Genomic DNA, 23,178 nt, shown 5'->3' on the forward strand with positions numbered 1-23,178 from the left:
ATAGGCATCCTGAACATGCCTTAAACTATTAAAATCGTTTTTTAATTCTCCTATATCTACAATTGCACGTGCTCGTGTGCCATTACTAGGGTAAAAGCCATCTACTCTTAATTCGGTAAGTCTTTTTTCAGGGTCATCCCTTCAAAAATTACAAAGGCATGACCAGATATAGTATTATCCCTTATGACCACACCGATCCAATTTTTGGGCTGAGTAATATCATCCCTAAGGTCTAATTCTAGAAGTTGGCCTAAACAACAAGTGGAAAAGGAGAAAAAAACAAGTAATATGATCCAAAGTTTTAGACTTTTCATAGCTTTAAAATTTTGTACTATGAAAATACAAAAAAGTAATAATAAATCAAACAGTTAAGATAATTTACTATGTCTTACAAGATTGCAGTAGATAGCATAAAGTTTTAAATTGTGATGATCTTACAGCTCCGCTACAATTCGCCCCTTTAAAAGGCTATATTTTTCAAAGGTACTGTCAGTGTCAAGGCTGTCTAATGATAGAAGTAATTCAAGAATCATCAAGGCTATAAGTGGAACCAAAATATTTCTAATAAACTTTTTGATATATTCAAACATTGAGAATTCTAATCAACTTCGGGTCTAAAATGCCCCACTTATATAAAGCCTTAAAGTGCTAATTTATCTTATCGGCGCATAGGGCCTGATGCCGTTTGCTGCCTCTCCTTTGGCAACGGCTGTTGCTTTTAGTTGCCAGATGCGTTGCACCATTATGTATCAATATACTGGCGTTTTATGGGACAAGGAATTAGGCGGGGATTGGCTTAATCACTAATTGAATATAGAGTATATTCGGTAGTTTCATCGACGCTGCCCCACACTATTTTTAGCACATGGCAAGGCACACTGAACCGAGACACAAAGCCAGTCTTACCAAGAGCTAAAAATGCCAACTAGCAACCCACCCTCACCGGCTGACTGTATTTTATTTAACTTTAATCCAAACATCAGCAAATAACTACCTTAGACTATTCACAAACGCTAAGCTTCAGATCTATAATAACCTTTTTAGCACTTCAATGGGTTATTAATATATCAGTTGCCCCAAAGCAACCACCAAAATGTTCATTTGAAATTCGAGACTTTGCCTTATGCCACAGATAGATACAATTGAGGAGCTATATAGAGCGCGAAACGAATGGCTTCCCAGCGGCTTGCGCAATGAGCTCGGGCATTTCAATGTTTTCCGTTTGGATGATGTTGGCAGAGGCGCTAATCCATCCTCCCCTTATCGCAAACGGGACTGGTACAACATAACACTCGTACATGGTCCTGGCAAATACTTGTATGCAGACAAGAAAATAGAAGTGCGAAAACATGCTCTTGTCTTTGATAACCCCCAGGTTCCTTTTGGATGGGAACAAAGGGACCGCATAACGGGTGGCTTTTTTTGCGTCTTCAGTCCAGACTTCTTTCATAGTCTGGCTAACCCAACACAGTACTCCATTTTTCAACCGGGCGGACATGCCCTATTCGAACTTACAGCATTGCAGGCAAAGCAGGCAGATGTATTGTTTGAGCGAATGTTCACTGAAATGCGTTCAGACTATACATACAAGTATGATTTGATCCGTGCTTTGCTATTAGAAATAATGCACTTAGCTATGAAGCTGGCACCCCATGGAAATCTTCATGCGCAAGCCCTTACCGCATCACAGAGAATTACAGTCTCATTCCTTGAGCGATTAGAACAGCAGTTCCCCATTGATGGTACTGACCAAACCGTGGAGTTGCGTTCTGCCGCCCACTTTGCCCCATTGTTAAACGTGCATGTAAACCACCTCAACCGTGCCGTAAAAGAAACAACGGGTAAGACAACCTCACAGATTATCACCGAACGCATACTGCAAGAGGCGAAGGTACTGCTCCGCAACACGCCGTGGAGCGTTTCTGAAATCAGCTATGTGCTGGGCTTTTCCCAACCAGCCCATTTCAACAACTTCTTTCGTAAACATGTAGCATTTAGTCCGTTAAAGTTTCGATATGTTTGAATTTTGCAATAGATGGTTTGAATGGCGATAGGCTCTCAGAGTTGTTAACCTGATCTTTGTGTTTGTAAATGAATTACTGAATAGTTCAGTAGTTACATATGCAATCAAACACAAACCAAGATCAGGAATATGAAGAAGGTAACATTAAACAATGGGGTTGAAATGCCGATACTAGGCTTTGGCGTTTATCAAATACCTGACGCAGAAGAATGTGAAAGAGTCGTATTTGAGGCGATACAGGCAGGCTATCGATTGATTGATACAGCGGCTGCTTATCTTAATGAAGAAGCGGTTGGTAAAGCCATCAAAAGAAGTGGTGTACCAAGAGAAGAGTTGTTCATTACCACTAAACTCTGGATACAGGACGCGGGCTATGAAACCGCTAAGAAAGCTTTTGAAAAATCCTTAAAGAAGTTACAGTTGGACTACATCGACCTTTACCTGATTCATCAGCCTTATGGCGATGTGTATGGCTCATGGAGGGCAATGGAAGAACTTTACGAGGCAGGAAAGATTAGAGCCATAGGTGTCAGCAATTTTTATCCAGACAGGGTTGTAGACCTGATTAGTCATAATAAAGTATTGCCTGCTGTTAACCAGATTGAAACGCACCCTTTCCAACAGCAGATCGAAACACAGAAATTCTTGCAGGACAATGGAATTCAGATAGAAAGCTGGGGTCCTTTTGCAGAAGGAAAAAACGATATGTTCACCAATAAGCTTCTTGCTTCAATCGCTACAAAACACAGCAAGAGCGTGGCGCAGGTTATTCTTCGCTGGTTAATCCAAAGAGAAGTAGTTGTTATTCCAAAGTCAGTTCGCAAAGAAAGAATCGAAGAGAACATCAACGTCTTCGACTTTGAACTGCCTAACGAGGATATGGAAGCTATTACTTCACTTGATACAAAGCAAAGCGTTTTCATAGACCATCGTGACCCTGCAGTGGTAAAGTGGTTGGGTGAAACCACATTTGATATTTAATAACCCTCAACACTTAAAATCATGCAAAAAAGAATATTAGGCAAAAGCGGATTAGAAGTATCCGCCATTGGTCTGGGATGTATGGGAATGACCTTTGGCTTCCCCCCCTTTCCCAATAGGAACGAAATGATTGCCTTAATCCACAAAGCGGTTGAAATGGGCGTCACCTTTTTTGATACGGCTGAAGTCTATGGACCATTCACGAATGAAGAGCTGGTAGGCGAAGCGTTGGCTCCCTTCCGTAATGAGGTCGTTATTGCAACAAAGTTTGGTTTTGCACCTGCTGAGGACGGCAAATGGACCGGTCTTAACAGCCGCCCTGAACATATCAGGCAATCAATAGAAGGTTCCTTAAAGCGTCTGAAAACGGATGTGATTGACCTATATTACCAACACCGTGTTGACCTTAATGTACCTATTGAAGAAGTAGCAGGGGTACTAAAAGACTTGATTCAGGAAGGAAAAGTAAAGCACTGGGGCCTTTCCGAAGCTGGCGCGCAAACCATTCGTCGTGCACATGCGGTACAGCCTGTAGCAGCACTGCAAAGTGAGTACTCCTTGTGGCACCGGAAACCAGAAGAAGAAATCATTCCAACACTCGAAGAGCTTGGCATTGGCTTTGTTCCTTTTAGCCCGTTGGGTAAAGGTTTTTTGACGGGTAAAATTGACGAGAACACCCAGTTTGACAAAAATGATTTCCGCAACACAGTTCCTCGCTTCACAGAAGAAAACCGGAAAGCCAATCAGGCAATGGTAGACCTGCTGAACACGATTGCTACACAGAAAAACGCTACACCGGCACAAATAGCTTTGGCGTGGCTCCTGGTGCAGAAACCGTGGATTGTTCCAATTCCAGGCACGACGAAACTTCACCGCCTGGAAGAAAACTTAGGAGCCATGAATGCTGAACTTACCGCTGATGACCTGCAACAGATAAATGAGGCCGCTTCGCATATCAAAGTACAGGGAGCCAGGTACTCAGAAGCTGGCGAAAAAATGACAGGTCGCTAAAGTGCGGTCTTCAAAACAAGCACCTTGTTGCTCATACTCAAAAGCACTATTCTACACGGTTGCCAGCCAGAGCACACTACCTGCCTGTGAGCAGGTATGAGGTGGGGTTCGGACTCTTCACATGATGATTAGTTAAAAGTGGAGGCCGCTGGATAACTTAGCTTTTCTGTCTGAATAGCTGCTACATAAAAACGCCAATTACTTTCATTGTAATTAGCGTTTTTATGTAGCAGCTATTTAGTGTTTCTATACTCTTCGTCCGTTACTTTCTCCATCCAATCTACGACTTTGCCGTTTAGATTCTCCTGAATGGCTACATGGGTCATGCCGTTTGTTAGGGTAGCACCGTGCCAATGCTTTTCGTTAGGCTCGAACCAAACTACATCCCCCGGATGAATTTCTTCAACTGGACCACCTTCACGTTGCACCCATCCGCAACCTGATGTAACCATCAATGTCTGACCAAGTGGATGGGTGTGCCAGGCTGTCCTTGCACCTGGTTCAAAGGTTACGCTGGCGGCTGCACCTCGCCTGGCTTCATTTGCTGCAAATAAGGCATCTACCCGTACTGCACCGGTGAACCAGTCTTCAGGACCTTTAACGGATGGTTGTGTACCTACTCTTGTTATTTCCATAGTTTCCAGTTTTTATTTCTTTTAGTTTTAGCTCTGAGGTTGAACGCAACGGAATTAAATGGAATACCTGATTTTCCCAATTCATTTACCTGCATATACAGGAAACATGCTGGCCTCTCCATAATGCTCTATTTGTTCCATATTTTTTAAGAATTCCATATCCTCTTCGGAGATAACAAAATCAACTTCTGCATTAGATTTCATATGCGCGGAATTGGCGGTCTTAGGTATTGGGAGTAGGTCAAGCTGTAGGCAATATCGAATACCTAACTGGGGCACAGAAATACTATATTTTTCTGCTACTGCTGCTATTTCCTGGTTCTTCAATAGCTCTCCGTGTCCGATTGGTGAATAAGCCTCCACAAGAATGCCTTTATCTTGCGTATATTGAATTAGCTCTTTAGGGGTGTTGCTTATGTGGGTCAGGATCTGATTCACCATCGGTTTTACCGAGCAGGACTCCAGGATGTTATCAATGTCTGCCTGCTCAAAGTTTGAAAGACCGATGGCACGAAGCTTTCCAGCTTTATAAGCTTCTTCAAGAGCTCTCCAAGCTTCACGGTTCCCTTCAAAGAAAGGATCATTTTCAAGGAACTTTGCCCATGGTTTCGGACTGTGAATAATCATCAGGTCTATATAATCAAGCCCCAGCGTTTTCAGTGACTGCTCGATCGATGCAACGGCCTCATCATATGTCTTCACTTCAGCCGCAAGCTTTGAAGTCACAAACATCTCCTCCCTGCTTACACCACATGCTCTGATTCCTTCTCCAACGCCGCCTTCATTCTGGTATGCCTGAGCTGTATCAATATGCCTGTAACCAGTTTTTGCAGCATCTTTCACTGCCTGTACGACATCCTCATTACTTATAAACCATGTTCCAAGGCCTAGCTTTGGAATCTCAACGCCATTAGAAAGCGTAAACTTTTCTTCTAAAATCATATGCCTGTTTTATATTTCTTCGATTAAACTGTATTTATTTTCACGGTAGCGGCACGGGCACGACTATTAACCATAGCAGACAGATAGGGGCTACTGCTATATTTCTTCTGATATGCTTCATCAATAAGCGTGTTAATGTCGCCTTGTACTGGCTCAAAGGTTACTCCTTTGGTCATTCCTGCTGCGATGATGCGCCCGGCTTTTTGTTGTATAGCAGATTTGTACCATCTTGAATCAACACCGTTGTAGGCCCTTACATACAAATCACCGTTAACAACTACCTCCCATATCCAGGTAGGCGTTCCGTAGTTTTTCCCATCTTCGCGAAACGGAGCAATGTGCAGGTCATCTGCTTCGTCAATACGCTTCAATTCATCCGTTGTAAATTGCTTGCTCCCTGTGTTCATAGTTCAGTCCGATTAAATTGCAGTGGTATCAATCACGTATCTGTAACGCGCTTCCTTATTTACTACCTTATCCCAGGCTTCATTAATTTGACTTGCCTTAATGACTTCTATTTGCGGATAAATCTTGTTCTCAGCACAGTAGTTTATCACCTCCTGCGTTTCAGGTACTCCTCCTATCAAAGAACCGTTAAAGTTTACCCGGTTAAAAATCATGTTGAAGTTGTTGATCGTCAATTCACCTCCAACAGGCTGCCCGACCTGTGTAAAGTAGCCATAAGGCTTTACGCAGTCTATGTAAGGGGACATTTCGTAGGCATAGGGCACCGTGGAAATCATATAGTCCATCTTGCCCTTCCAAGGCTGTAGTTTTTCAGCACTGTCTACCACAATCACCTCTTTGGCACCAAAGGCAAGGCTGTCCTTTTCCTTATTGGGTGAAGTAGTGAAAGCGTATACTTCTGCTCCTTTAGCCACAGCCAATTTAACGGCCATGTGCCCGAGCCCCCCGATGCCTACCACACCTACTTTATCGCCTTTTTTCATGTTATACTTCATCATCGGCGAATAGGTAGTGATACCTGCACAGAGCAAGGGAGCAGCATGCTTCAGCTCAATGTTATCAGGGATTTTGATTGCGAAATGCTCCGTCACAACAATATTGTTCGAATATCCACCTTGTGTAATGCCGGTTGGAGATGCTGGATCAGGAGCTCCATAAGTACCTACCATGCCTGTGGTTTCACAGTGCTGTTCTTCACCATTTTTACAGCTTTCGCATTCCATGCAGCTATCTACCATACAGCCTACACCAGCTCTGTCACCCACTTTGAATTTGGCAACTTTATTGCCTACAGCGGATACAACCCCCGCTATCTCGTGCCCCGGTACTTGTGGGTACTTTTGTGGGCCCCAGTGTCCCTTGATGGTGTGAATATCAGAATGGCAGATGCCAGAATATTTGATTTCTATCAGTACATCATAATCTCCAACAGGTCTTCTTTCAAACGACCAGGGCGTCATGAATCCTTTTTCGTTTTCTCCAGCGTAACCCCTTGATTTTATATTTTTAGCCATTATGACATTATTAAAGTTGTTGTTTTGTGGAAAAGCTTGGATAGGCCCGGCAACCATTACTCCTGCACCAAAAAGGCTTGCTTTTTGAATAAAGTCCCTTCTGCTTTGATAATTATTTGCTTCCATTGGAGGTGTTTATTTGTTGTTGTACACTTCATCTGTTACCGGCTCCATCCAATTCACGATTCCTTTATCCGTGTTAGGTACAATGTATAATTGCTGCAATCCTGTGTCCGGGCTTGCACCATGCCAGTGCCTTAAAGCTGGAGGGCATTTCACCACGTCACCCTTTTTCATTACCTCTATTGGTTGCCCTTCAATTTGATGGTAACCAACACCATCTGTTATAACTAGGATCTGTCCGCCCGGATGAGAATGCCAGTTGCTTCTGGCGCCAGGTTCAAAATAAACATTGCCCACCAAGGTGGTGTAGGTGGAATCTGCTGGAACCAGGCCATAATTCCAGACCTTTCCTGTGAAGTTTTCTGCGGGGCCTAACTCGCCTTTAGGAAAGATGGCTTCAACGTCATCATTTGCTATATTCTGTGAAGCCTGTTCTTTACAGCTCATGGTAAATAGAGCTGCAAAAGCAAATGCTCCTACAGTTGCTGTACTTATTCTGTTTCGTTTCATACTTTGACTGTTTTCTTTCTTTTGAACAATTTCCCTTTTAATTCAACTGGACCGGAAAATTTCTACATCCTGGATCCAGAAACTGCTTTTCTTTTCATGTTATATGCTTTTGATAACTTTTGCCGGAATACCACCCACAATGGTATTGGCGGGTACATCTTCTGACACAACTGCTCCGGCTGCAACAACTGAATTTTCTCCAAGCGTAACCCCTTGAAGAACCGTAGCGTTTGCACCGATCCAAACATTATTCCTGATGAGAATGGGTTTTGGAATAAGGGATTGTCTTTCTTCCGAGGAGAGTGGATGGCTTTCTGTAAGTAGTTTCACTCCGGGTGCCAACATCACATTATCTTCAATGGTAATGCCCCCTAAGTCCAGAAAGGTGCACCCAAAGTTGACGAATACATTCTTGCCAAATTTTGTATTCTTCCCGTAGTTGATATACAAGGGCGGAAATATGGCCGTTGATGCATCTATTTCCCTTTCAGTAATCTGACTTAATAGACTTCGGATCTCCTCCGGATGGCTGGAATTATTCAGTTGCTGAACCAGTTTCATTGTAGCATAGGATTCTGCTCGCAACCTGCTCCTCTGTGGATCACCTGGCCTGATTATTTCCCCTTCCCTCAATCGTTCAAAAATATCTTTATCAGAAGCATTCATACTGTATCATTCTTATGATACAAATTTAAAGCAGTATTACTTTCCAATTGTTACACATATTTCAACAATAATGTCACATATCACTTATATTAGCAGAAAAACTCCCAATGCTAAGTAAAATGCAACCGAAAGTGATCTTACTCGAAGTATCGGGTAGAAATGATTTCCCCAATCATTTTCAAAAGCTTTACCATACCCATCTGTTCTGTCATCGTGGAAGCATAAATTTTATATTCAATGATCAGGAGATGGTATGCAAAAAAGGAGAGTTCTTGTTTTGGTTTGCCGAAAGCAGGCTGACAGGATTGCAGTTTTCCAAAAGCTTTAAAGCAACGGTGATATTCGTGGAAAAAGATTTTTTAAACAGCAACATTCCCGACCAGGGCTGGAGTATTAATGCCATATTGCATTCGAGAGTGTATCCTGTAAAAACGATCCATACCGAAAATGATAAGCAAAAAATTCTGCTGAATTTTAAATGGGTGCATGACCGCTTTATGGAAACCGATCATCGCTTTTACGACGAAGCCCTGCGCTTGCAAATGCAACTATTCATCCTTGAGATGTGGCACATTTTTGCCAATGAATATGAAAGAAGGAAACACAGTCTGCAAACTGGGAGTTTGTATGAGCGGTTTATTCAATTGGCACAGGAGCATTGCACGACTGAGCGTGAAGTACAGTTTTACAGCAATCAATTAAACATCACTCCCAAATACCTCAACCAGATCTGCAAACGATCATCCGGTGTCACAGCTTCTGAATGGATTCATCGCTTCGCCAAGGAACGCATCATCCTCTTTTTACAAAACAACAATCTCAGCATCTCTGAAATTGCAGATAAAATGGAATTTGGAAGCCGGTCTTTTTTTACCCGGTATGTAAAAAAACTGTTTGGTGTAACACCAAGTGAATATAGAAGTAGATTAGGCTAGAAGAGAAACGTTAATGATAACAATCTATTTTTGGTAACAGCCTTAAGACAGGCTGCTAAGTGTATGTAGCTCATCAAGATGCACTCTTGACTTAAACCAACCCACAATATTAGATTTTTAGGATACATAACACCTGTTATGATAAATGCTGTAGACCACATTGAAAGATTGTCTCAGGAATCCTTCGTTTGATAAGACGCGCAACCCATCGTTTGAGGCAAGGCTGCAAACCGTGAGCAAACACAATTAACCCGAAAACAAACCTTTGGTTGCTTTTTCTCAACAAGCGGCCTTATTTTGATACGGTCCTTCATACAGCAGCAAGCAGGGGAAGAGCTGCAGAAACGCTAAAAAGAGACTTTTATGCGCCCCTTCATGTCCTAACCACGCTGCTTGAAACATGCCAATGGCAGGAGTTTCTTCACCTTTCCTGCCACCTACAAAACCAAATTTGGCGGCAATCACTACCTCATCTGGAAAAGGGGCAAAGGCTTCTCCCGGCAGCTCCTTTAATATGCTTTAGACAAATTTTTTATTGAAATGAATCTGTCACATATCTGTCAGGGCCGATTCCGATGACCGCACTCCGACCAGTTCAATTTTTGAAAAAGCGTTCCGAAACTCCTTCAGTTCCTCTTGGGAGAATTTGACATCAAGCGCTCCGATATTCTCCTTCATGTGATGGAGTTTGGTAGTGCCGGGGATTGGCACAATAAAAGGCTTATGCGCCAGTAGCCATGCGAGCGAGAGCTGTGCCGGGCTAACACCTTTGCGCCTTCCCAAATCCCGAACCAGGCCAAGAAGTTTCATATTCGCCTGTAGGGCTTCGGGTTCAAAGTAAGGCACTTCAGAATGACGTGACTCTTCAGAAAAGCGACTGTACTCGTTGAATTTGTCTGCGAGGAAACCACGGGAGACGGGCCCCCAGGGAACGAAACCGACCCCAAGCTCTTCGCAGGTGTCCAGCACCTGGTTTTCATGCACACGCTGGATTAGGGAATATTCGCTCTGAAGGGCTGTTACCGGTTGGACCGCGTGTGCCCGCCTTAAGGTTTGGGGCGACACCTCCGAAAGGCCGAAGTGAAGTGCTTTTCCCTCTTTGATCAGCTCGCTAACCGTCCCGGCAACATCCTCAACAGGTACATTCGGGTCTAGGCGATGGAGATAGAGAAGATCAATACGATCTGTTTGAAGCCGTTTAAGCATGCCTTCTACAGCCCTCCGAATATGTTCGGGGCGGCTGTTTCGCCCCACAGGTTTTTCGTTCTCAAACTGGAAACCAAATTTGGTAGCAATAACCACCTGATTCCGAACGGGGGCAAGCGCCCTGCCCACCAACGCTTCATTCGAAAAGGGGCCATAGTACTCTGCCGTATCAAAAAAGGTCACTCCCTGGTCCACAGCCCCGCGAATTACAGGAACCATCTCTTCGATATCTCTGGGTGGGTTATAATGACCACTGGTCATACTCATACAGCCTAAGCCGACAGGCGAGACTTCAAGGGAACCGAGCCTGCGTTTTTCATTGATGGCGGCAACAGCATTATTGCTTCCCTTGCCGGTGTCGGATCTTGTGGCTGCCCATGAACAGGAGACACCAGATAAACTAACTCCCGCCAGGACAGATTTGGCCAGAAAACTCCGTCGGTTTATGCCTGAGCTGTTTTGCGTTTTTAAACCTGATGCTTCTTTATCTTTCTTCATATCAAAACTCAATGATGATTAAATAAAAGGGAGGGTATTCCCTCCCCCTTGCCACTATTCATGTTTTATAGAAATTCATCGTTCATATAGGCAGCGGCGGTATGTAAACGGTTGCAATAGCATCATATACACTCCTTTCACATTCTTCTGCGTCAAGGATTTGAAAAACTCCAAAACCCAGGAGGGCATTTCTACTGCGTTATTTAATTTTACCTTTTGCATAACCTTATTCATTTAACAAATGTCTTATCTATTTTTCTCTTGACTTGTATACAGATTACAGGTTTACATACCACTATTACTGATTGGGAGAAGCTCATCGCTCATGAGATGAATAAAGCAGTAATATTGTTTCAGTTAAAACGAGAGAGATATGGATAATCTACGGCGATTTGAGACAATCAATGACTACAACATATTCAACAACAATGAGACGCTACACCCGCTGGTGAGCGTGGTAGATTTGTCGAAGGCAAGCCCAAGGCAGGCCTCTAATATGTATTTTGGTTTTTACACCGTCTTTCTGAAAGAAGTCGTATGCGGTGATCTGCGGTACGGGAAAAAGACCTACGACTATCAGGAAGGTACGCTGGCGTTCATTGCCCCGGGGCAGGTGGTTAGCGTTGAGAACAGCGGGGAGACGTATCAACCGAAAGGGACTGCGCTAATCTTTCATCCTGACTTGCTACATGGTACGCCGCTTGGACGGCATATGCAGGACTATACTTTCTTTGGCTATCAATCAAGTGAAGCCCTTCACCTATCAGAGCGTGAAAGGAAAATTATACTGGATTGCCTTTTCAAGATTGAGTACGAATTAGAGCATGCCATTGACAAGCACAGTAAAAGACTCATAGTGTCCAATATCGAGTTGTTCCTGAATTATTGCGTCCGTTTTTACGACCGCCAGTTTATCACGCGAGACAATGTCCACAAGGGGGTACTGGAAAGGTTCGAGGATCTGTTGAATGCGTATTACCAATCCGACAAGCCACAGACAATCGGTTTGCCTTCTGTAGCCTGGTGCGCCAGTGAACTAAACTTTTCTGCAAACTACTTTGGGGACCTGATCAAAAAAGAAACAGGACAGACAGCGCAGGAGTATATACAGTCGAAGGTATTGGATGTGGCGAAGGAAAGAATATTCGACCACAGCAAGTCAGTTAGCCAGATTGCCTATGAATTAGGGTTCAAGTATCCGCAGCACTTTACCCGTTTATTCAAACAACGTGTGGGGCAATCGCCAAACGAGTACAGGATGCTCACCTAACGGTAAAGTGGCATTCAAGTCAGGTTTCTGCTCTGCTCGTTTTATGTACAACCTGTGGAGCTGCTTTACAGGCGATTCTATTGAACATAGCTGACGTTATAGAACAGAGAAGGCTCCTCATCCCAGGGAGCCTTCTCTGTTTGTGGCCCATAAGCTGCTTTATGTTAAGTTAAATGCTAACGGTCAAGTGTTTATGAAGTTGCAGCATTTGAAAAATGTCAGTTTCAACTAACTACAAAAGCAGAATAGCAATTTAAAGCCGAATGCCTCTCTGTTCCGCCACAATTTTATAAACACAATGTTGTGTGTTGTTTTATTTTTGTCGCCTGAAAGAATGATAAAATAGACAAGTTTTCAAATGGCGGACTATAAACATTTTGAATGGTAAGAAGGCAAAAGGATTTATATGAAATTGGAATAGCCTCCTTTAAGCTGGGGTGTATTGGCTTCGGCGGCATCGCCGGAATGGTAAGTTTAATTGAAAGTGAAATTGTGGCAAAGCGGGGTTGGATAACTAGGGACCATTTCTTAGACGCCGTTGGAGCCGCTAACATTATACCGGGTCCAAATTCCGTTGAAATCATAATGCACTGTGCCCGTGAGAAGGGTGGAAGGGCAGGATTGGTGGTTGGCGGTATCATGTATATTCTGCCCGCCATGCTCATTTGCTTGCTGTGGGCTTATTTATATACCCAATACGGTCACCTGCCCTCTGTAGAGCCGTTTCTTTACGGCATAAGACCTGCTACCGCGGCAATCATAGCCGGGGCCGTTTTCAGGCTGTCAAAAGGTCTGTTCAAAAGGCGGGACATTACGGTTCTTTCTCTCTTGGTGTTTATAGGTGCTTTATGCGGCCTGAATGATGTTGCACTTTTATTTGGAGCTGGCCTTGCAGGGACGGTGTCCATAAACGGAAAGCAGATGAGGGCGTGGTTTCCGTTCCCGTTGCTGTTTGTGGACAGTTCATCGGGCAAGCTTTTTTTTATCTTCTTTAAAATAGGCGCTATTCTGTACGGAAGCGGGTATGTGCTATTTGCGTATATGGATGAGGCGCTTGTGCAGCAAAATCACTGGCTAACAAGGCAACAACTTACCGACGCCATTTCAGTGGGGCAGATAACGCCGGGGCCCATTTTGTCAAGTGCCACTTTTGCAGGCTATCTAATTAGCGGGGTGTGGGGTGGAGTTCTTGCAACCATCGCTATATTCCTTCCTTCGTTTTTTATCGCCTTTTTTGTGCATCGTTTGCTGGCTTTTATAAACAGGCACGTATTGCTGAGAAAGTTCCTAAATATTGTCAATGCCGCTTCCGTTGCCCTGATAGCTGCCGTTGCCATACAGATGGCCGGTGTGTTTATGGGGCAATGGCAGTCTATGGTTATTCTGGTGATGTCTTTGGCGCTGGTGTTACTTACCAAAGTCAATCCGGTGTGGCTTATTGCCTTAGGAAGTTGTGTAGGCTATCTGTTGTCGCTTATGTAACGGCTGGCACAACGGCTTGGCAAATGGGCGAATGAGCGGTAATTCAGTCCTTCTGTTGCACATGATTACTTTTGTTCAACAAAAGGGCCGAAAGTTTGTTTACTCAGCTCGCATTAGTTTATGTACGGTTATATGGCTTTTCCCTTCTGCGTCTCTCCAATTATTTCCCTGCACGGTGATTTTATCCCCTATCTCAAAAGATTGGTATTTCCCTCCGCTTTTTTGCAGGTTAACAATACTGATGGTTGCATAATATAAGTTTCCGATTGGATCCTCAATGGTTGCTGTATAGCCGTCTTTCCCATTTTCACGAGCGGTTATTTCTCCAGTTACGGATAGTTCTTGGTTGCTTTCTGCGCTTATTTGGGCTTGTGGTTTTGTTGCACACCCTCCTGCCCCTAAAAGTCCGACAGCCAAAATGGCAATTCTTCTAATTTGTTTCATATTTATGGATTTGTTTTGAGTTCCAACGATAGGCCATAAAAATTTATTCAATTTCTTCCGTCAATGCGGCCGACGCCTGAATAGAACAGGCTCCAACTAATAACACACAACGAACTTGGCTTTGTGGTGGCACAGCTACCGTAAAGGTGAGGTTAGCGGTTGGTTTTATTCTTAGTTTGAAAAGACCAGAATTGCTCCTGATAAAGCGCCAAAGCTGGTTATAATAAAAGATACCTTTGATATTTTTTTTATCAAACGCAATTCGTCAGAATTTTCTGGAGTACTAGACGGTCCATAATCGATATTAGTTGAATGAGCTCCATCAGGATTTACATCCGTCTTGGTCGGTCCATTATCGATAATAGTTGAAAGAGATTCGTCTGGATTTACAACTGTCTTGGTTGTTCTATGGTCAATTATAGTTGAATGAGTTCCATCAGGATTTATAACCGTCTTAATTGTTCCATGATCGATTATAGTTGAAGGAGGTCCATTCGGATGTATAACTGTTTTGGTTGTTCCATGATCAATAATAGAGGAATGAGTTCCGTTCGGGTTTATAACTGTTTTGGTTGTTCCATGATCGATAATAATGGAATGAGTTCCATCAGGATTTACTAGAACTGTTTGCGAATATGATTTACCTACAGTTGTTAATAAGATTAGAATTAATAATATTTCTTTCATATTGTTATATTATTTTTTTGACCGAAATTACCGCTAACGGCCGCGTACATAAAGTGAGCAAGGCATAGCCGAAGCTTGGTTTATGTGCATGGTTAGGGTTTGTTATTCTACTTTTTCTGTCACAGCTGGCCCTAATCCTTCAAAGAAGGTTTGCAGCTTGCACTTCACTCTGTCTCCAATTTTGTATTCTAACTCCCTTAGGTTCTCCATTTCAATTTTTTGATAATCATCAATGTACAACACTTTCAGGTTCTGAAGAGCCGTTTCATCAATTTGGGTGATTTCAAAAACACTTTCATTGACTGCTCTTGCTGTTACTTCTTTCCAAACTGGTATTTTAGTGTTAGGTACAGGAACATATATTGAATAAGTATAGCTGGCGTCTGCTTGTGAAGGCAAGACTTCTTCTAAAAAGATTCTAAGAATTTCGTTGAGCTTGTCTGGGTCGCCTGCACCAGTAAACTTGCCTTCCTTTATACCGATAAACAACCAATCGTCGTCTCCATTGTCATACTGCTTACTGTACTCGGCTTTTTCAAGAGCCGTATCCTGAAGCTCTATCTCCACTGACCAACCAGGATTATCAACTGTAGTAATTTTGATTCCGAAGCCATGCTCCCAATCTCCGTCACAGTTGTTTCTGTACCAGTCCTGTATTCGCTCAAGTAGAAATTTGGTCATTTTCTATAACTTTAATATACCCTAACTACTGGATATAAGGAGTTATTACGTTTAGCCGACTACCGTGGGTCGGCTAAACGTAACTGGACTGCCGAATATAGGATATATCCGAAGCAATATAAAGGGGCCTGCGGACAATTCCAGCACCCCGCGAAAATACCAAAACCCGCACCCCCTCCCATTGGCTGGAAAGGCGGTTTCTCTTATAACTGCTTTTATGTAAAGTAGGTCCTTCTGTTGAGAGTGGTAAACAAAGCAGCAGGAACGGGTTTAGGGCAACCATTGCCCCTGCAGGCGTCTTCACGCTAGCTCTCCTCATTTGACAACCTGCTTCTGGCAATTTCGATGGATTGATGCAGCTTTGCCTGCAGTAGCTCTTTCGGCGGGAGGTGCGTCAGGTAGTCGGCTACCCGGATATTGCTTTTGTCTAGTTGCAGCAGCTCCACATGTTCCTCGTTCTTGCCGGTGCAGAGGATAAGGCCAATTGGCAGGTTTTCCCCTTCCACCATCTCATATTTCTCCAGGTACCGTAGGTATAATTCCATTTGCCCTTTGAAGCCAGCCTCAAACTCACCTATTTTCAGGTCAATGGCCACTAGGGACTTCAAACGCCGGTGGTAAAAAAGTAGGTCAATGTAGTAGTCCCGATTGTCAATAGTGATGCGTCTCTGACGGGCCAGAAAGGCAAAGTCACTGCCCATCTCAATTATAAAGCGCTGCAGTTCCGCCAATATGGAGGCCTCCAGGTCTTTCTCGGAATAGGTGTCTGCCAAACCCAGGAAATCAAGGACGTACGGGTCCCGGAAAACCAGATCAGGCGTGAGTTGGCTGGATTCCTTCAGCTGTTGCAGGTCATTCTGGATAGTGACCTCCGGTTGTTTAGAGATAGCCGTTCGCTCGTAGAGCATGGATCTCACTCGGTCCTGCAGGGTACGTGAACTCCATTTCTCCAGCCTGCACATCTCGATGTAAAAGTTGCGCTTCAGCTCATCGTCCAGGTAGATGATCGTCTTGATGTGCGTCCAGGTCAATTGTCTCCGCAGTGCGGAGACCGTCTGCTCATCTTTGAAAACACTGGCAAAGCGGATGCAGTGCAGTAGCTGCTTCTGGCTCCACCCGGCACCGTACTCCAGCATCAGCTGTTGGGCAAGTGTAGCTACTATCTGTTTGCCATACTCAGCCCGGCTGTTTTTTAGTGTCTCATCATTGACGCGTTTGCCTACCAGCCAGTAAAGCAGCGTAATTTCAGCATTGACTGTAGAGGCCACTTTCTCACGGCTATGCGCGATAAGTTGCTTCACCTCATTTACAAGTAGTGCACTGTTCTGTATTTCTTCCATTATCAAAAATAAGGAGTCTGCTACACGCATTCTTGATCAGTGCTTGACATGATGCCTATAATGATTGCGCGACAGGCTGTTGCGTAAAGATAAAGCCTAACTAAGTAGAAGAAAACCGCTTGTTTAATTCTCTACTGAACATAATCTTACTTATAAAAAAGACGAATCGGTTATATCTAATGTAGTTAAGTGCTTTATGTTAAACTAACGGCTGGGCTAAGGCACGCGATGGAGTGCTTTATGTTTTTTGAATATAGTTATTCCGGCCTAAAACCATAATTAATGCCTATTCCAAGACTTAAATGGCTTAGAGGTCTTTGCGTTCTCTCAAACCAGAATGGGTCTATGTTTCTGTCAGTAGTCAGATTTCTGTTTAAGATGTTCACCTCCTGATATCCAGAAACTTTTTTCCATATCTTGAAGCTTGTTCCGACTCCAAGGGAGACAAAAGTATTAGTGGCAGAATCTTTTATATCTAATGTAGTGTTGCTTACATTCGCCTTTACCTCCACTTTCCTTACCCTTGTTTTAGAGTAGGTTGGCAAAATAGAACCTGTACCATAAATGGCTAAGCGCCCTTTGAATACACTGAAAAAATCGTGCGTTATTTTCAATGGTATTATTATAGCCCTAGTAAGGGAGTAATCATGGTAATCTATGTATTCCCCAGGTGCTTCCACGTAGGTTACATAATGATGCTCTCTCTCACCAGCATAAGCAATCCCTGCCTCTAACCTAATCCTGTTATTTAGCCTGTAGCCAAAGTGGAGGTATGGCTTGGCCACAAAGTAATCAGATGTCTCTATAAAAGGGTTACTGTTGTCATAATCTACTAGAAAATACCTGCCGTTCAGATCTAAACCCACGTAGTACTTTGCTTTCTGTGCCTGTAAAGTATCTGGGTTTTGGCCCAGTGCCATAAAGGAGAAGCAGCAGATATATAAGAGGATTAAAACTTCTTTCATTGCTTCTATTTTATGATTAAACTCTCATTTGAAATATTGCAACGTATTGGTACAGTCTATGGTGAGGCAGAGCCTAATGGCTGAACTTTGTTGGCAGCTATAATTTTATAGTATTAAGCATTATTTGTTCATGATAATTTTAATACTCCCTGCTTTTTCTACTTTTAGGCAAACAGTACTATCTAAAAAAATTAAAAGCTTCTGAAATTATTATCAGAACTCCACAAGCAGCGAGGAAAAATCCGCTTAAGAAAACATCAAATTTTGTTAAGAACCTCATATCAGTTGAGCCATGTTTATAGAATTTATGTCGAAACATTACTACCAAGCCAACTATTATAAATATAATACCGATCACCAAATACTTAATAGCCATTTCTTCATTTAATTTTATTCCTGCTGACGGACTCGTGCATGAGGCGTGTTAGGACGTCGGCCGTAGCATGGCTTATGCACCTTGTTAGCAGTTGCTATTCTTTAAGTGAATTAATGTAATTTTCATAACCGCTCTTGGCTAATACTTCTCTTGCAGGGAGCTCGTAGACGTCTTTCCATGAGCCCACTCCATTGTTTCTTTCGTAGCTTTCAATTATTCTAAATCCAAGCCAATAGCAAATGGAATGCGGTGCATCTTCAAAAAGCTTTTTACCTCTGTGCATTCCACAGCTACAGGAATATGGTGTCACCTTTTCCGAGGACTCCAGCAGGTAGGGCCTAGACTTAACAAAGATCTCTTTTTCATGCTGCAGATACCAGTTCCAATCTTCTTCTGACATGTTTTCAACAGCTGTGCGCTTTGGAATATCCCCTTTGAAAAACTTATAGGTATAGTAGCAGGCAAGTCCTTCATCTATTGTGTTCAGCAGGGCCGTTTTACGGTCAGGGTCATGTTTTCGTGTGGGCTCATAGGCCAAATGGTTTATTTCGTGCGGAAAACCTTTTGTTAATACATAATTCAGGTCATTACTTGTGTCCATTAGATCAAGTACAAACATCGACTGGTCACAGCCTCCGAAGGTGACTCCCTGCAATGGAACAAAAACAATACTGATTTTGGCTGTGGGACGATGTTTATCAATCAGAGTAGTGAAACCAGACAAGCTCTCTTTCAAAATGGAGTCAACATTTTGCTGTAATAACTCGCGAACACGCTGCTCCATAAACTCCTTGTTGTCTTTATATAGAGCCTTGTTCCACTTTACCATTCCCACTTCAGTTTTAAATTTGCTTGCATTCTCCTCACCGAATATCATGGCATAACATCCATCCCATAACTTTTGATGTCTCTTGTATACTTTATCGAGGATGAGTGTGCTATCATAGGTGTTCCCCTTATTTGCTAGAATCTGATGTTTAAAAGAGTTGTAAACAGTAATATCTCCTATCTGTATACTATCTTTTACCTGTTCCAATGCTGAATACAAGTCAGACTCGGTTTTAGAGTTTAAGCGCTGGCTTTTGTTTTGCCTCTTCTCGATGCATGAGACTTGAAACAGGAAGGATAAAAGCAAAAGACGTAACAAAGTGTTTCTCATTTTTTCTCGGTTTTAGTTGCTGCTAACGGTGTGGTGCAGCCGAAGCCCGAAGCGTAGCGAGGGTTAAGGCTGAACTTTGTTGTATGATGTTATTCTTTAACCTTCCTGAACTTTTGTCTAATGCCATTATCGCCAACCAACACTAAGACACTATCATTCAAGCACTCTATTGTTTGAACTCGGCTTTCCATCATATAAATGAATTCAATCTTGTACTCACCTTTTGCTTGAATCAGTTTTAGTTTAGGCTGTTCGGAAGCTCCCTCTATTGCAGTGGACGTAAGGTCAAAGTTTAAAAGAAACTCTTCATAGTCTCCACTCCCCATGTTATCAAATTTTATCTTAACAGCATCGTACCCATCTTTCTTTTCAACCTTTATCAGTTTTCCATCTTCATAAGTTCTGATTAATGCTTTTCCATTTTCCTTTTCTTGCGTGATTACCCTTTCATCGCTTTTATAAAGCTCTCTCACCCAAACACCATTTAGAAGTTTGGTTACCTCTTCAACCGAAAGTACTCCTCCCTTTTTCATGCTTCTATCTACAGATTGCCCAAATGTTAGCTGAGGCAAACAGAGAGAGATTAGTAGAAGTATACCTGTGACTTTCATTTATTAAAATATCATACAACTACTAGCTAGTAGGAGTCTATTCCTACTAGCCTCCCAGATCCGGCGGCTAGCAGGAATGAGAGGAACGAATATACTATATATGCGGGCGATTAGAAAGTAATCTGCAGAGCACGGCTTCCCCTGGAAAGTACCAAAACCCATACCCCCTCCAGCTGGAAGGAAACGGCGTTTCTCGTATAACTACTCTTATGAAAAACAAGTGTGGCGGGTTGTAGTGTATTATTCCTTTATCCGTAGTATTTCTTGCACTAACTTTTTGCGCCTCACTGTAACATAAGCATAGCTTTTCCCACCATCTGTTGTAACCTCAAGCCCAAAAGGAAATAGCAGCATCCAACGTTTCGGTCGCAGTCGTTTAATCTTATCCATTCTGATAATTGTGGTGTCTCTGCCATGAATATTAATCATCCCAAAATAAGGCGTAGGAACAAATAGAAGATTATCATTGGTCGCAATTACCCTCCCCTTTGCCGGCCAAATGTGAGGTTTGTTTCGGTAAAGTGACACATTGCGTTGTATCATTACAATCTTTTCTCCTGAATAAGTGCCAAGAGGCACTTTTCTGCTACATCCAAAGGACGCTATTACTAACAGTAATATAGCTGACTTTGTCATATTCATGAAAAGGATATTATAGACGTGGAGGAAGGTATATTTTGTTCACCATACACTTTTGCAAACAAAAATTAAAAATCGTTAAGAACAGCCACAACATCTGTTGCCATTATGTTACTCTCTTTTCGAGAAGCTTTCCAAACCACACCTGAGTAGCTAACCTCTCCATTAGCGCCAATACTTGCTAGATCTGGAAAACAACTCAAATAACTTGCGGCCGGTGTGATTTAACCGAACTCAGGTACAGGTTGGAAAGGGGCAGGTTCATAAGGTAAGTTTGTTTTCATAGACTTGTAAAGGCAGTAAAATTTTACTCCTGTTCTTCAAGCAAAGAGCTACTGTAGCACTTTACCTATCAATGACAGAAGCTAGTATAGTTAATGGCTTGTTGTAATGGTAAGTGTACTTGTGGGGCCCGTAAATAGCAAGGCCGGCTTGTTTTCCTGGCCTAATTTCAAAAGCTGTTTTGGGATGTAGTTTGTTGAGTTTGCTTCATGCGCTTCCTGCATTCTAATTTGTTGTAGTGAAACTAAGGAAAACAGCCAGACTGGTAAAATTTATTACACGAACAGGTCTTTTGTGTAGATGAATAATATCTTACCTTACACCTTCGCTTATCTGCTAGCTGGCTAATGACTTTAAGATTGCCCCTCCGCAAAGTATTGACTCATGTGCTGGCTTGGGCAGCCTTTATCTTCTATGAAGTTTCTATCGTATTGGTTTTAAAGCCATCCGGAACCTTGTGGTGGGAATACCTGGGTTATTACCTGCTCAACATCCTGTTGTTTTACCTCAATGCGCATGTGCTGTTCTCCTTTGTGTTCAAGACAAGGAAGCCGGTGCTGCTATTACTGCTTTTAGTTCCTCTGGAGTTGGCTTTATATATCCTTACAGAGTTTGGATTGGCAGAACTATATAGCTTCCTTCACTCATCCGAAGAACCTCTTTTACTGGATAAAATCTTTATATTGACATACCTCTGGCGGGGTGTTTACTTCATCGGGCTCAGCACAGCTTATTGGTTTGTTATGAGCACTATTGATAGAAATAAAAGAATCAGCCAGCTGAAGGTGCAACAAGCAGAAGGAGAAAAAAAGAAAGCGGAGTTGGAGAAAAACCTGGCCTTCTCACAGAACGCTTACTTCAGGGCACAGATAAACCCGCATTTGCTGTTTAACACCCTTAACTTTATTTACAATGCTGTAGAGGATGTATCACCTAAAGCATCGGAGGGTGTCATGCTTTTGTCAGAGGTCATGCACTACGCTCTGGGGCAGGTCCATGAAGACGGCAAGACAGACTTGTCAAGGGAAGTGGCGCACATCCAAAAGTATGTGGCCCTAAACCAGCTCCGGTTCAGAAAGCCGCTTGAGTTGAGGCTGCAACTCGAGGGCAGCTTTAGCCTGTACAGGTTCCCTCCTCTGGTACTGCTCACCTTTGTCGAGAACATCTTCAAGCATGGCATCCTAAACGACCCTGCTCACCCTGCTACGGTATGTATTAAGTGTGCTGACGCCCTGCTGCTCTTCTCTACCCGTAACAAGAAAAGGATATCCGCTGTAACAGAGGGGGATGGCATTGGCATCCGGAACGTGGAGACCAGGCTAAAGAGCCTTTACAGAGAAGACGCCTTCTGCCTGAACATCAGGGAGGATGAAACATACTATTCGATAAACCTTCAAGTTAAGCTGACATGTTAAGATGCTTTGTGGTAGATGACGAGGCGCACGCCATTGAGGTACTGACGCGCTACATACAGAAAACACATGGCCTGGAGCTGGTGGGAACTGAGGAAAACCCTTTGGTTGCTCTGCATGCCATTACTGGTGGTGAAATAAGCCCGGATGTAACCTTTGTGGATGTGGATATGCCCGAGTTGACAGGAATTGACCTGGCAGGCCTTATCAACACGCACACGGAGGTTGTCTTCACAACGGCTTACCCGGATTATGCCCTCAAAGCCTTTGAAAAGAACGCCCTCGACTACATGCTCAAGCCCATCACCTACGAGCGCTTCCTGGAATCCGTCAGCAAGGTACGCTCTCGTGTGCACGCTCAGAAAAGCGACACAGGGAAGGAGAATGAGCCGGATGATGATTTCTTTATAAAGAGTGAGGTAAAGGGCAAAATGACCAGAATCAGATTTGACGAGATCACCTACATCGAATCTCTTCAGAACTACCTGAAGATCCATCTCTCTGACGGTGCCTCACACGTAACCTATCTTACCCTTAAAGAACTGGAAGAGCATTTGCCAACCAACAGATTTTCCAGGGTACATAAATCCTTCATTGTCAACAACACAAGGGTTCAGGGGGTAGATAGCAACCAGATCATCCTGGAAGGCAACAGCATCATTAACTTAGGATCCAATTACCGCAATGATTTCCTGGATAAAATAAACACGAAGCTCATCAAGAGTAAGCGTAAAATATAGTTTAGGGCTTATGCCTGGCGCATACTAACTGGTAGTACTTCCGAAGGCAAAAGTATACCACCTGTTCCTGCATTCTGGC

General features: G+C 43.1%; 24 protein-coding genes. 8 read left to right on the top strand and 16 right to left on the bottom strand.

Annotation, left to right across the window (positions count from 1 at the left end; all coding sequences use genetic code 11):
- Positions 1–107: 107 nt before the first annotated feature.
- Positions 108–314, bottom strand: coding sequence for a hypothetical protein (locus I2I11_RS20315; protein ID WP_196269589.1), 207 nt, complete (start codon positions 312–314; stop codon positions 108–110).
- 809 nt (positions 315–1,123) lie between these two features.
- Here I2I11_RS20315 and I2I11_RS20320 point away from each other — a divergent pair.
- From I2I11_RS20320 to I2I11_RS20330, 3 genes are all read left to right on the top strand, one after another.
- Positions 1,124–2,023, top strand: a complete 900-nt coding sequence (locus tag I2I11_RS20320) for a helix-turn-helix domain-containing protein (RefSeq protein ID WP_196269590.1) — start codon at positions 1,124–1,126, stop codon at positions 2,021–2,023.
- A gap of 129 nt (positions 2,024–2,152) precedes the next feature.
- Positions 2,153–3,004 carry an aldo/keto reductase gene (locus I2I11_RS20325; protein ID WP_196269591.1) on the top strand — a complete coding sequence of 284 codons (852 nt, stop codon included), beginning with the start codon at positions 2,153–2,155 and terminating at the stop codon, positions 3,002–3,004.
- 21 nt (positions 3,005–3,025) lie between these two features.
- A complete protein-coding gene (locus tag I2I11_RS20330; RefSeq protein ID WP_196269592.1) occupies positions 3,026–4,015 on the top strand; it encodes an aldo/keto reductase in 990 nt (329 codons plus the stop codon).
- Between the two features lie 233 nt (positions 4,016–4,248).
- On the opposite strand, the gene I2I11_RS20335 is transcribed toward I2I11_RS20330, so the two are convergent.
- The 6 genes from I2I11_RS20335 to I2I11_RS20360 form a co-directional block, all read right to left on the bottom strand.
- Positions 4,249–4,650, bottom strand: coding sequence for a (R)-mandelonitrile lyase (locus I2I11_RS20335; RefSeq protein ID WP_196269593.1), 402 nt, complete (start codon positions 4,648–4,650; stop codon positions 4,249–4,251).
- An 81-nt stretch (positions 4,651–4,731) separates the two neighbouring features.
- Entirely contained in the window at positions 4,732–5,592 is an 861-nt protein-coding gene (locus tag I2I11_RS20340) for an aldo/keto reductase (RefSeq protein WP_196269594.1), read from the bottom strand.
- Positions 5,593–5,615: 23 nt separating this feature from the next.
- Positions 5,616–5,999 (bottom strand): DUF2255 family protein, encoded by a 384-nt coding sequence (locus I2I11_RS20345; RefSeq protein ID WP_196269595.1) that lies wholly within the window; start codon positions 5,997–5,999, stop codon positions 5,616–5,618.
- 12 nt (positions 6,000–6,011) lie between these two features.
- Positions 6,012–7,199 carry an NAD(P)-dependent alcohol dehydrogenase gene (locus I2I11_RS20350; protein WP_196269596.1) on the bottom strand — a complete coding sequence of 396 codons (1,188 nt, stop codon included), beginning with the start codon at positions 7,197–7,199 and terminating at the stop codon, positions 6,012–6,014.
- 9 nt (positions 7,200–7,208) lie between these two features.
- A complete protein-coding gene (locus I2I11_RS20355; protein ID WP_230680510.1) occupies positions 7,209–7,706 on the bottom strand; it encodes a cupin domain-containing protein in 498 nt (165 codons plus the stop codon).
- Between the two features lie 99 nt (positions 7,707–7,805).
- Complete coding sequence (locus I2I11_RS20360) at positions 7,806–8,372, bottom strand: sugar O-acetyltransferase (RefSeq protein ID WP_196269597.1); 567 nt, start codon at positions 8,370–8,372, stop codon at positions 7,806–7,808.
- 119 nt (positions 8,373–8,491) lie between these two features.
- On the opposite strand from I2I11_RS20360, the gene I2I11_RS20365 reads away from it, so the two are divergent.
- Complete coding sequence (locus I2I11_RS20365) at positions 8,492–9,307, top strand: helix-turn-helix domain-containing protein (RefSeq protein ID WP_230680513.1); 816 nt, start codon at positions 8,492–8,494, stop codon at positions 9,305–9,307.
- Between the two features lie 549 nt (positions 9,308–9,856).
- On the opposite strand, the gene I2I11_RS20370 is transcribed toward I2I11_RS20365, so the two are convergent.
- Positions 9,857–11,011 (bottom strand): aldo/keto reductase, encoded by a 1,155-nt coding sequence (locus I2I11_RS20370; protein WP_196269599.1) that lies wholly within the window; start codon positions 11,009–11,011, stop codon positions 9,857–9,859.
- Positions 11,012–11,384: 373 nt separating this feature from the next.
- Here I2I11_RS20370 and I2I11_RS20375 point away from each other — a divergent pair, with 373 nt between their 5' ends.
- Both I2I11_RS20375 and chrA read left to right on the top strand, forming a co-directional pair.
- A complete protein-coding gene (locus I2I11_RS20375) occupies positions 11,385–12,281 on the top strand; it encodes a helix-turn-helix domain-containing protein (RefSeq protein ID WP_196269600.1) in 897 nt (298 codons plus the stop codon).
- Positions 12,282–12,662: 381 nt separating this feature from the next.
- Positions 12,663–13,763: a chromate efflux transporter gene (gene chrA, locus I2I11_RS20380; RefSeq protein WP_196269601.1), complete on the top strand. Its 1,101-nt coding sequence runs from the start codon at positions 12,663–12,665 to the stop codon at positions 13,761–13,763.
- Positions 13,764–13,862: 99 nt separating this feature from the next.
- On the opposite strand, the gene I2I11_RS20385 is transcribed toward chrA, so the two are convergent.
- The 8 genes from I2I11_RS20385 to I2I11_RS20420 form a co-directional block, all read right to left on the bottom strand.
- Positions 13,863–14,207 (bottom strand): hypothetical protein, encoded by a 345-nt coding sequence (locus I2I11_RS20385; RefSeq protein ID WP_196269602.1) that lies wholly within the window; start codon positions 14,205–14,207, stop codon positions 13,863–13,865.
- Between the two features lie 171 nt (positions 14,208–14,378).
- Positions 14,379–14,894 (bottom strand): hypothetical protein, encoded by a 516-nt coding sequence (locus tag I2I11_RS20390; protein ID WP_196269603.1) that lies wholly within the window; start codon positions 14,892–14,894, stop codon positions 14,379–14,381.
- A gap of 102 nt (positions 14,895–14,996) precedes the next feature.
- Positions 14,997–15,575, bottom strand: a complete 579-nt coding sequence (locus I2I11_RS20395) for an immunity 53 family protein (RefSeq protein WP_196269604.1) — start codon at positions 15,573–15,575, stop codon at positions 14,997–14,999.
- Between the two features lie 305 nt (positions 15,576–15,880).
- Positions 15,881–16,915 carry a PDDEXK nuclease domain-containing protein gene (locus I2I11_RS20400; protein WP_196269605.1) on the bottom strand — a complete coding sequence of 345 codons (1,035 nt, stop codon included), beginning with the start codon at positions 16,913–16,915 and terminating at the stop codon, positions 15,881–15,883.
- A 257-nt stretch (positions 16,916–17,172) separates the two neighbouring features.
- A complete protein-coding gene (locus I2I11_RS20405; protein WP_196269606.1) occupies positions 17,173–17,880 on the bottom strand; it encodes an outer membrane beta-barrel protein in 708 nt (235 codons plus the stop codon).
- A 470-nt stretch (positions 17,881–18,350) separates the two neighbouring features.
- A complete protein-coding gene (locus I2I11_RS20410) occupies positions 18,351–19,415 on the bottom strand; it encodes a gliding motility protein GldB-related protein (protein ID WP_230680515.1) in 1,065 nt (354 codons plus the stop codon).
- An 89-nt stretch (positions 19,416–19,504) separates the two neighbouring features.
- Positions 19,505–19,948, bottom strand: a complete 444-nt coding sequence (locus I2I11_RS20415; RefSeq protein ID WP_196269607.1) for a hypothetical protein — start codon at positions 19,946–19,948, stop codon at positions 19,505–19,507.
- A gap of 318 nt (positions 19,949–20,266) precedes the next feature.
- Positions 20,267–20,668, bottom strand: a complete 402-nt coding sequence (locus tag I2I11_RS20420) for a hypothetical protein (RefSeq protein ID WP_196269608.1) — start codon at positions 20,666–20,668, stop codon at positions 20,267–20,269.
- A 626-nt stretch (positions 20,669–21,294) separates the two neighbouring features.
- On the opposite strand from I2I11_RS20420, the gene I2I11_RS20425 reads away from it, so the two are divergent.
- Positions 21,295–22,362, top strand: a complete 1,068-nt coding sequence (locus I2I11_RS20425; RefSeq protein WP_196269609.1) for a sensor histidine kinase — start codon at positions 21,295–21,297, stop codon at positions 22,360–22,362.
- Positions 22,356–23,099 (top strand): LytR/AlgR family response regulator transcription factor, encoded by a 744-nt coding sequence (locus tag I2I11_RS20430; RefSeq protein WP_196269610.1) that lies wholly within the window; start codon positions 22,356–22,358, stop codon positions 23,097–23,099. The genes I2I11_RS20425 and I2I11_RS20430 overlap by 7 nt, the downstream gene beginning before the upstream one ends.
- Positions 23,100–23,178 lie beyond the last annotated feature (79 nt).

This window comes from Pontibacter rufus (assembly GCF_015694705.1).
Taxonomy (GTDB): Bacteria; Bacteroidota; Bacteroidia; order Cytophagales; family Hymenobacteraceae; genus Pontibacter; species Pontibacter rufus.

Bases quoted from the DNA above. Each gene is read 5' to 3' on its own strand.
- I2I11_RS20420 (WP_196269608.1), bottom strand. From the start codon at position 20,668: ATGAATATGACAAAGTCAGCTATATTACTGTTAGTAATAGCGTCCTTT.
- I2I11_RS20325 (WP_196269591.1), top strand. From the start codon at position 2,153: ATGAAGAAGGTAACATTAAACAATGGGGTTGAAATGCCGATACTAGGC.
- I2I11_RS20340 (WP_196269594.1), bottom strand. From the start codon at position 5,592: ATGATTTTAGAAGAAAAGTTTACGCTTTCTAATGGCGTTGAGATTCCA.
- I2I11_RS20365 (WP_230680513.1), top strand. From the start codon at position 8,492: ATGCAACCGAAAGTGATCTTACTCGAAGTATCGGGTAGAAATGATTTC.
- I2I11_RS20360 (WP_196269597.1), bottom strand. From the start codon at position 8,372: ATGAATGCTTCTGATAAAGATATTTTTGAACGATTGAGGGAAGGGGAA.
- I2I11_RS20350 (WP_196269596.1), bottom strand. From the start codon at position 7,199: ATGGAAGCAAATAATTATCAAAGCAGAAGGGACTTTATTCAAAAAGCA.
- I2I11_RS20330 (WP_196269592.1), top strand. From the start codon at position 3,026: ATGCAAAAAAGAATATTAGGCAAAAGCGGATTAGAAGTATCCGCCATT.
- I2I11_RS20395 (WP_196269604.1), bottom strand. From the start codon at position 15,575: ATGACCAAATTTCTACTTGAGCGAATACAGGACTGGTACAGAAACAAC.
- I2I11_RS20355 (WP_230680510.1), bottom strand. From the start codon at position 7,706: ATGAAACGAAACAGAATAAGTACAGCAACTGTAGGAGCATTTGCTTTT.
- I2I11_RS20335 (WP_196269593.1), bottom strand. From the start codon at position 4,650: ATGGAAATAACAAGAGTAGGTACACAACCATCCGTTAAAGGTCCTGAA.
- I2I11_RS20345 (WP_196269595.1), bottom strand. From the start codon at position 5,999: ATGAACACAGGGAGCAAGCAATTTACAACGGATGAATTGAAGCGTATT.
- I2I11_RS20415 (WP_196269607.1), bottom strand. From the start codon at position 19,948: ATGAAAAAGGGAGGAGTACTTTCGGTTGAAGAGGTAACCAAACTTCTA.
- I2I11_RS20430 (WP_196269610.1), top strand. From the start codon at position 22,356: ATGTTAAGATGCTTTGTGGTAGATGACGAGGCGCACGCCATTGAGGTA.
- I2I11_RS20375 (WP_196269600.1), top strand. From the start codon at position 11,385: ATGGATAATCTACGGCGATTTGAGACAATCAATGACTACAACATATTC.
- I2I11_RS20425 (WP_196269609.1), top strand. From the start codon at position 21,295: ATGACTTTAAGATTGCCCCTCCGCAAAGTATTGACTCATGTGCTGGCT.
- chrA (WP_196269601.1), top strand. From the start codon at position 12,663: ATGGTAAGAAGGCAAAAGGATTTATATGAAATTGGAATAGCCTCCTTT.
- I2I11_RS20405 (WP_196269606.1), bottom strand. From the start codon at position 17,880: ATGAAAGAAGTTTTAATCCTCTTATATATCTGCTGCTTCTCCTTTATG.
- I2I11_RS20385 (WP_196269602.1), bottom strand. From the start codon at position 14,207: ATGAAACAAATTAGAAGAATTGCCATTTTGGCTGTCGGACTTTTAGGG.
- I2I11_RS20400 (WP_196269605.1), bottom strand. From the start codon at position 16,915: ATGGAAGAAATACAGAACAGTGCACTACTTGTAAATGAGGTGAAGCAA.
- I2I11_RS20320 (WP_196269590.1), top strand. From the start codon at position 1,124: ATGCCACAGATAGATACAATTGAGGAGCTATATAGAGCGCGAAACGAA.
- I2I11_RS20370 (WP_196269599.1), bottom strand. From the start codon at position 11,011: ATGAAGAAAGATAAAGAAGCATCAGGTTTAAAAACGCAAAACAGCTCA.
- I2I11_RS20390 (WP_196269603.1), bottom strand. From the start codon at position 14,894: ATGAAAGAAATATTATTAATTCTAATCTTATTAACAACTGTAGGTAAA.
- I2I11_RS20315 (WP_196269589.1), bottom strand. From the start codon at position 314: ATGAAAAGTCTAAAACTTTGGATCATATTACTTGTTTTTTTCTCCTTT.
- I2I11_RS20410 (WP_230680515.1), bottom strand. From the start codon at position 19,415: ATGAGAAACACTTTGTTACGTCTTTTGCTTTTATCCTTCCTGTTTCAA.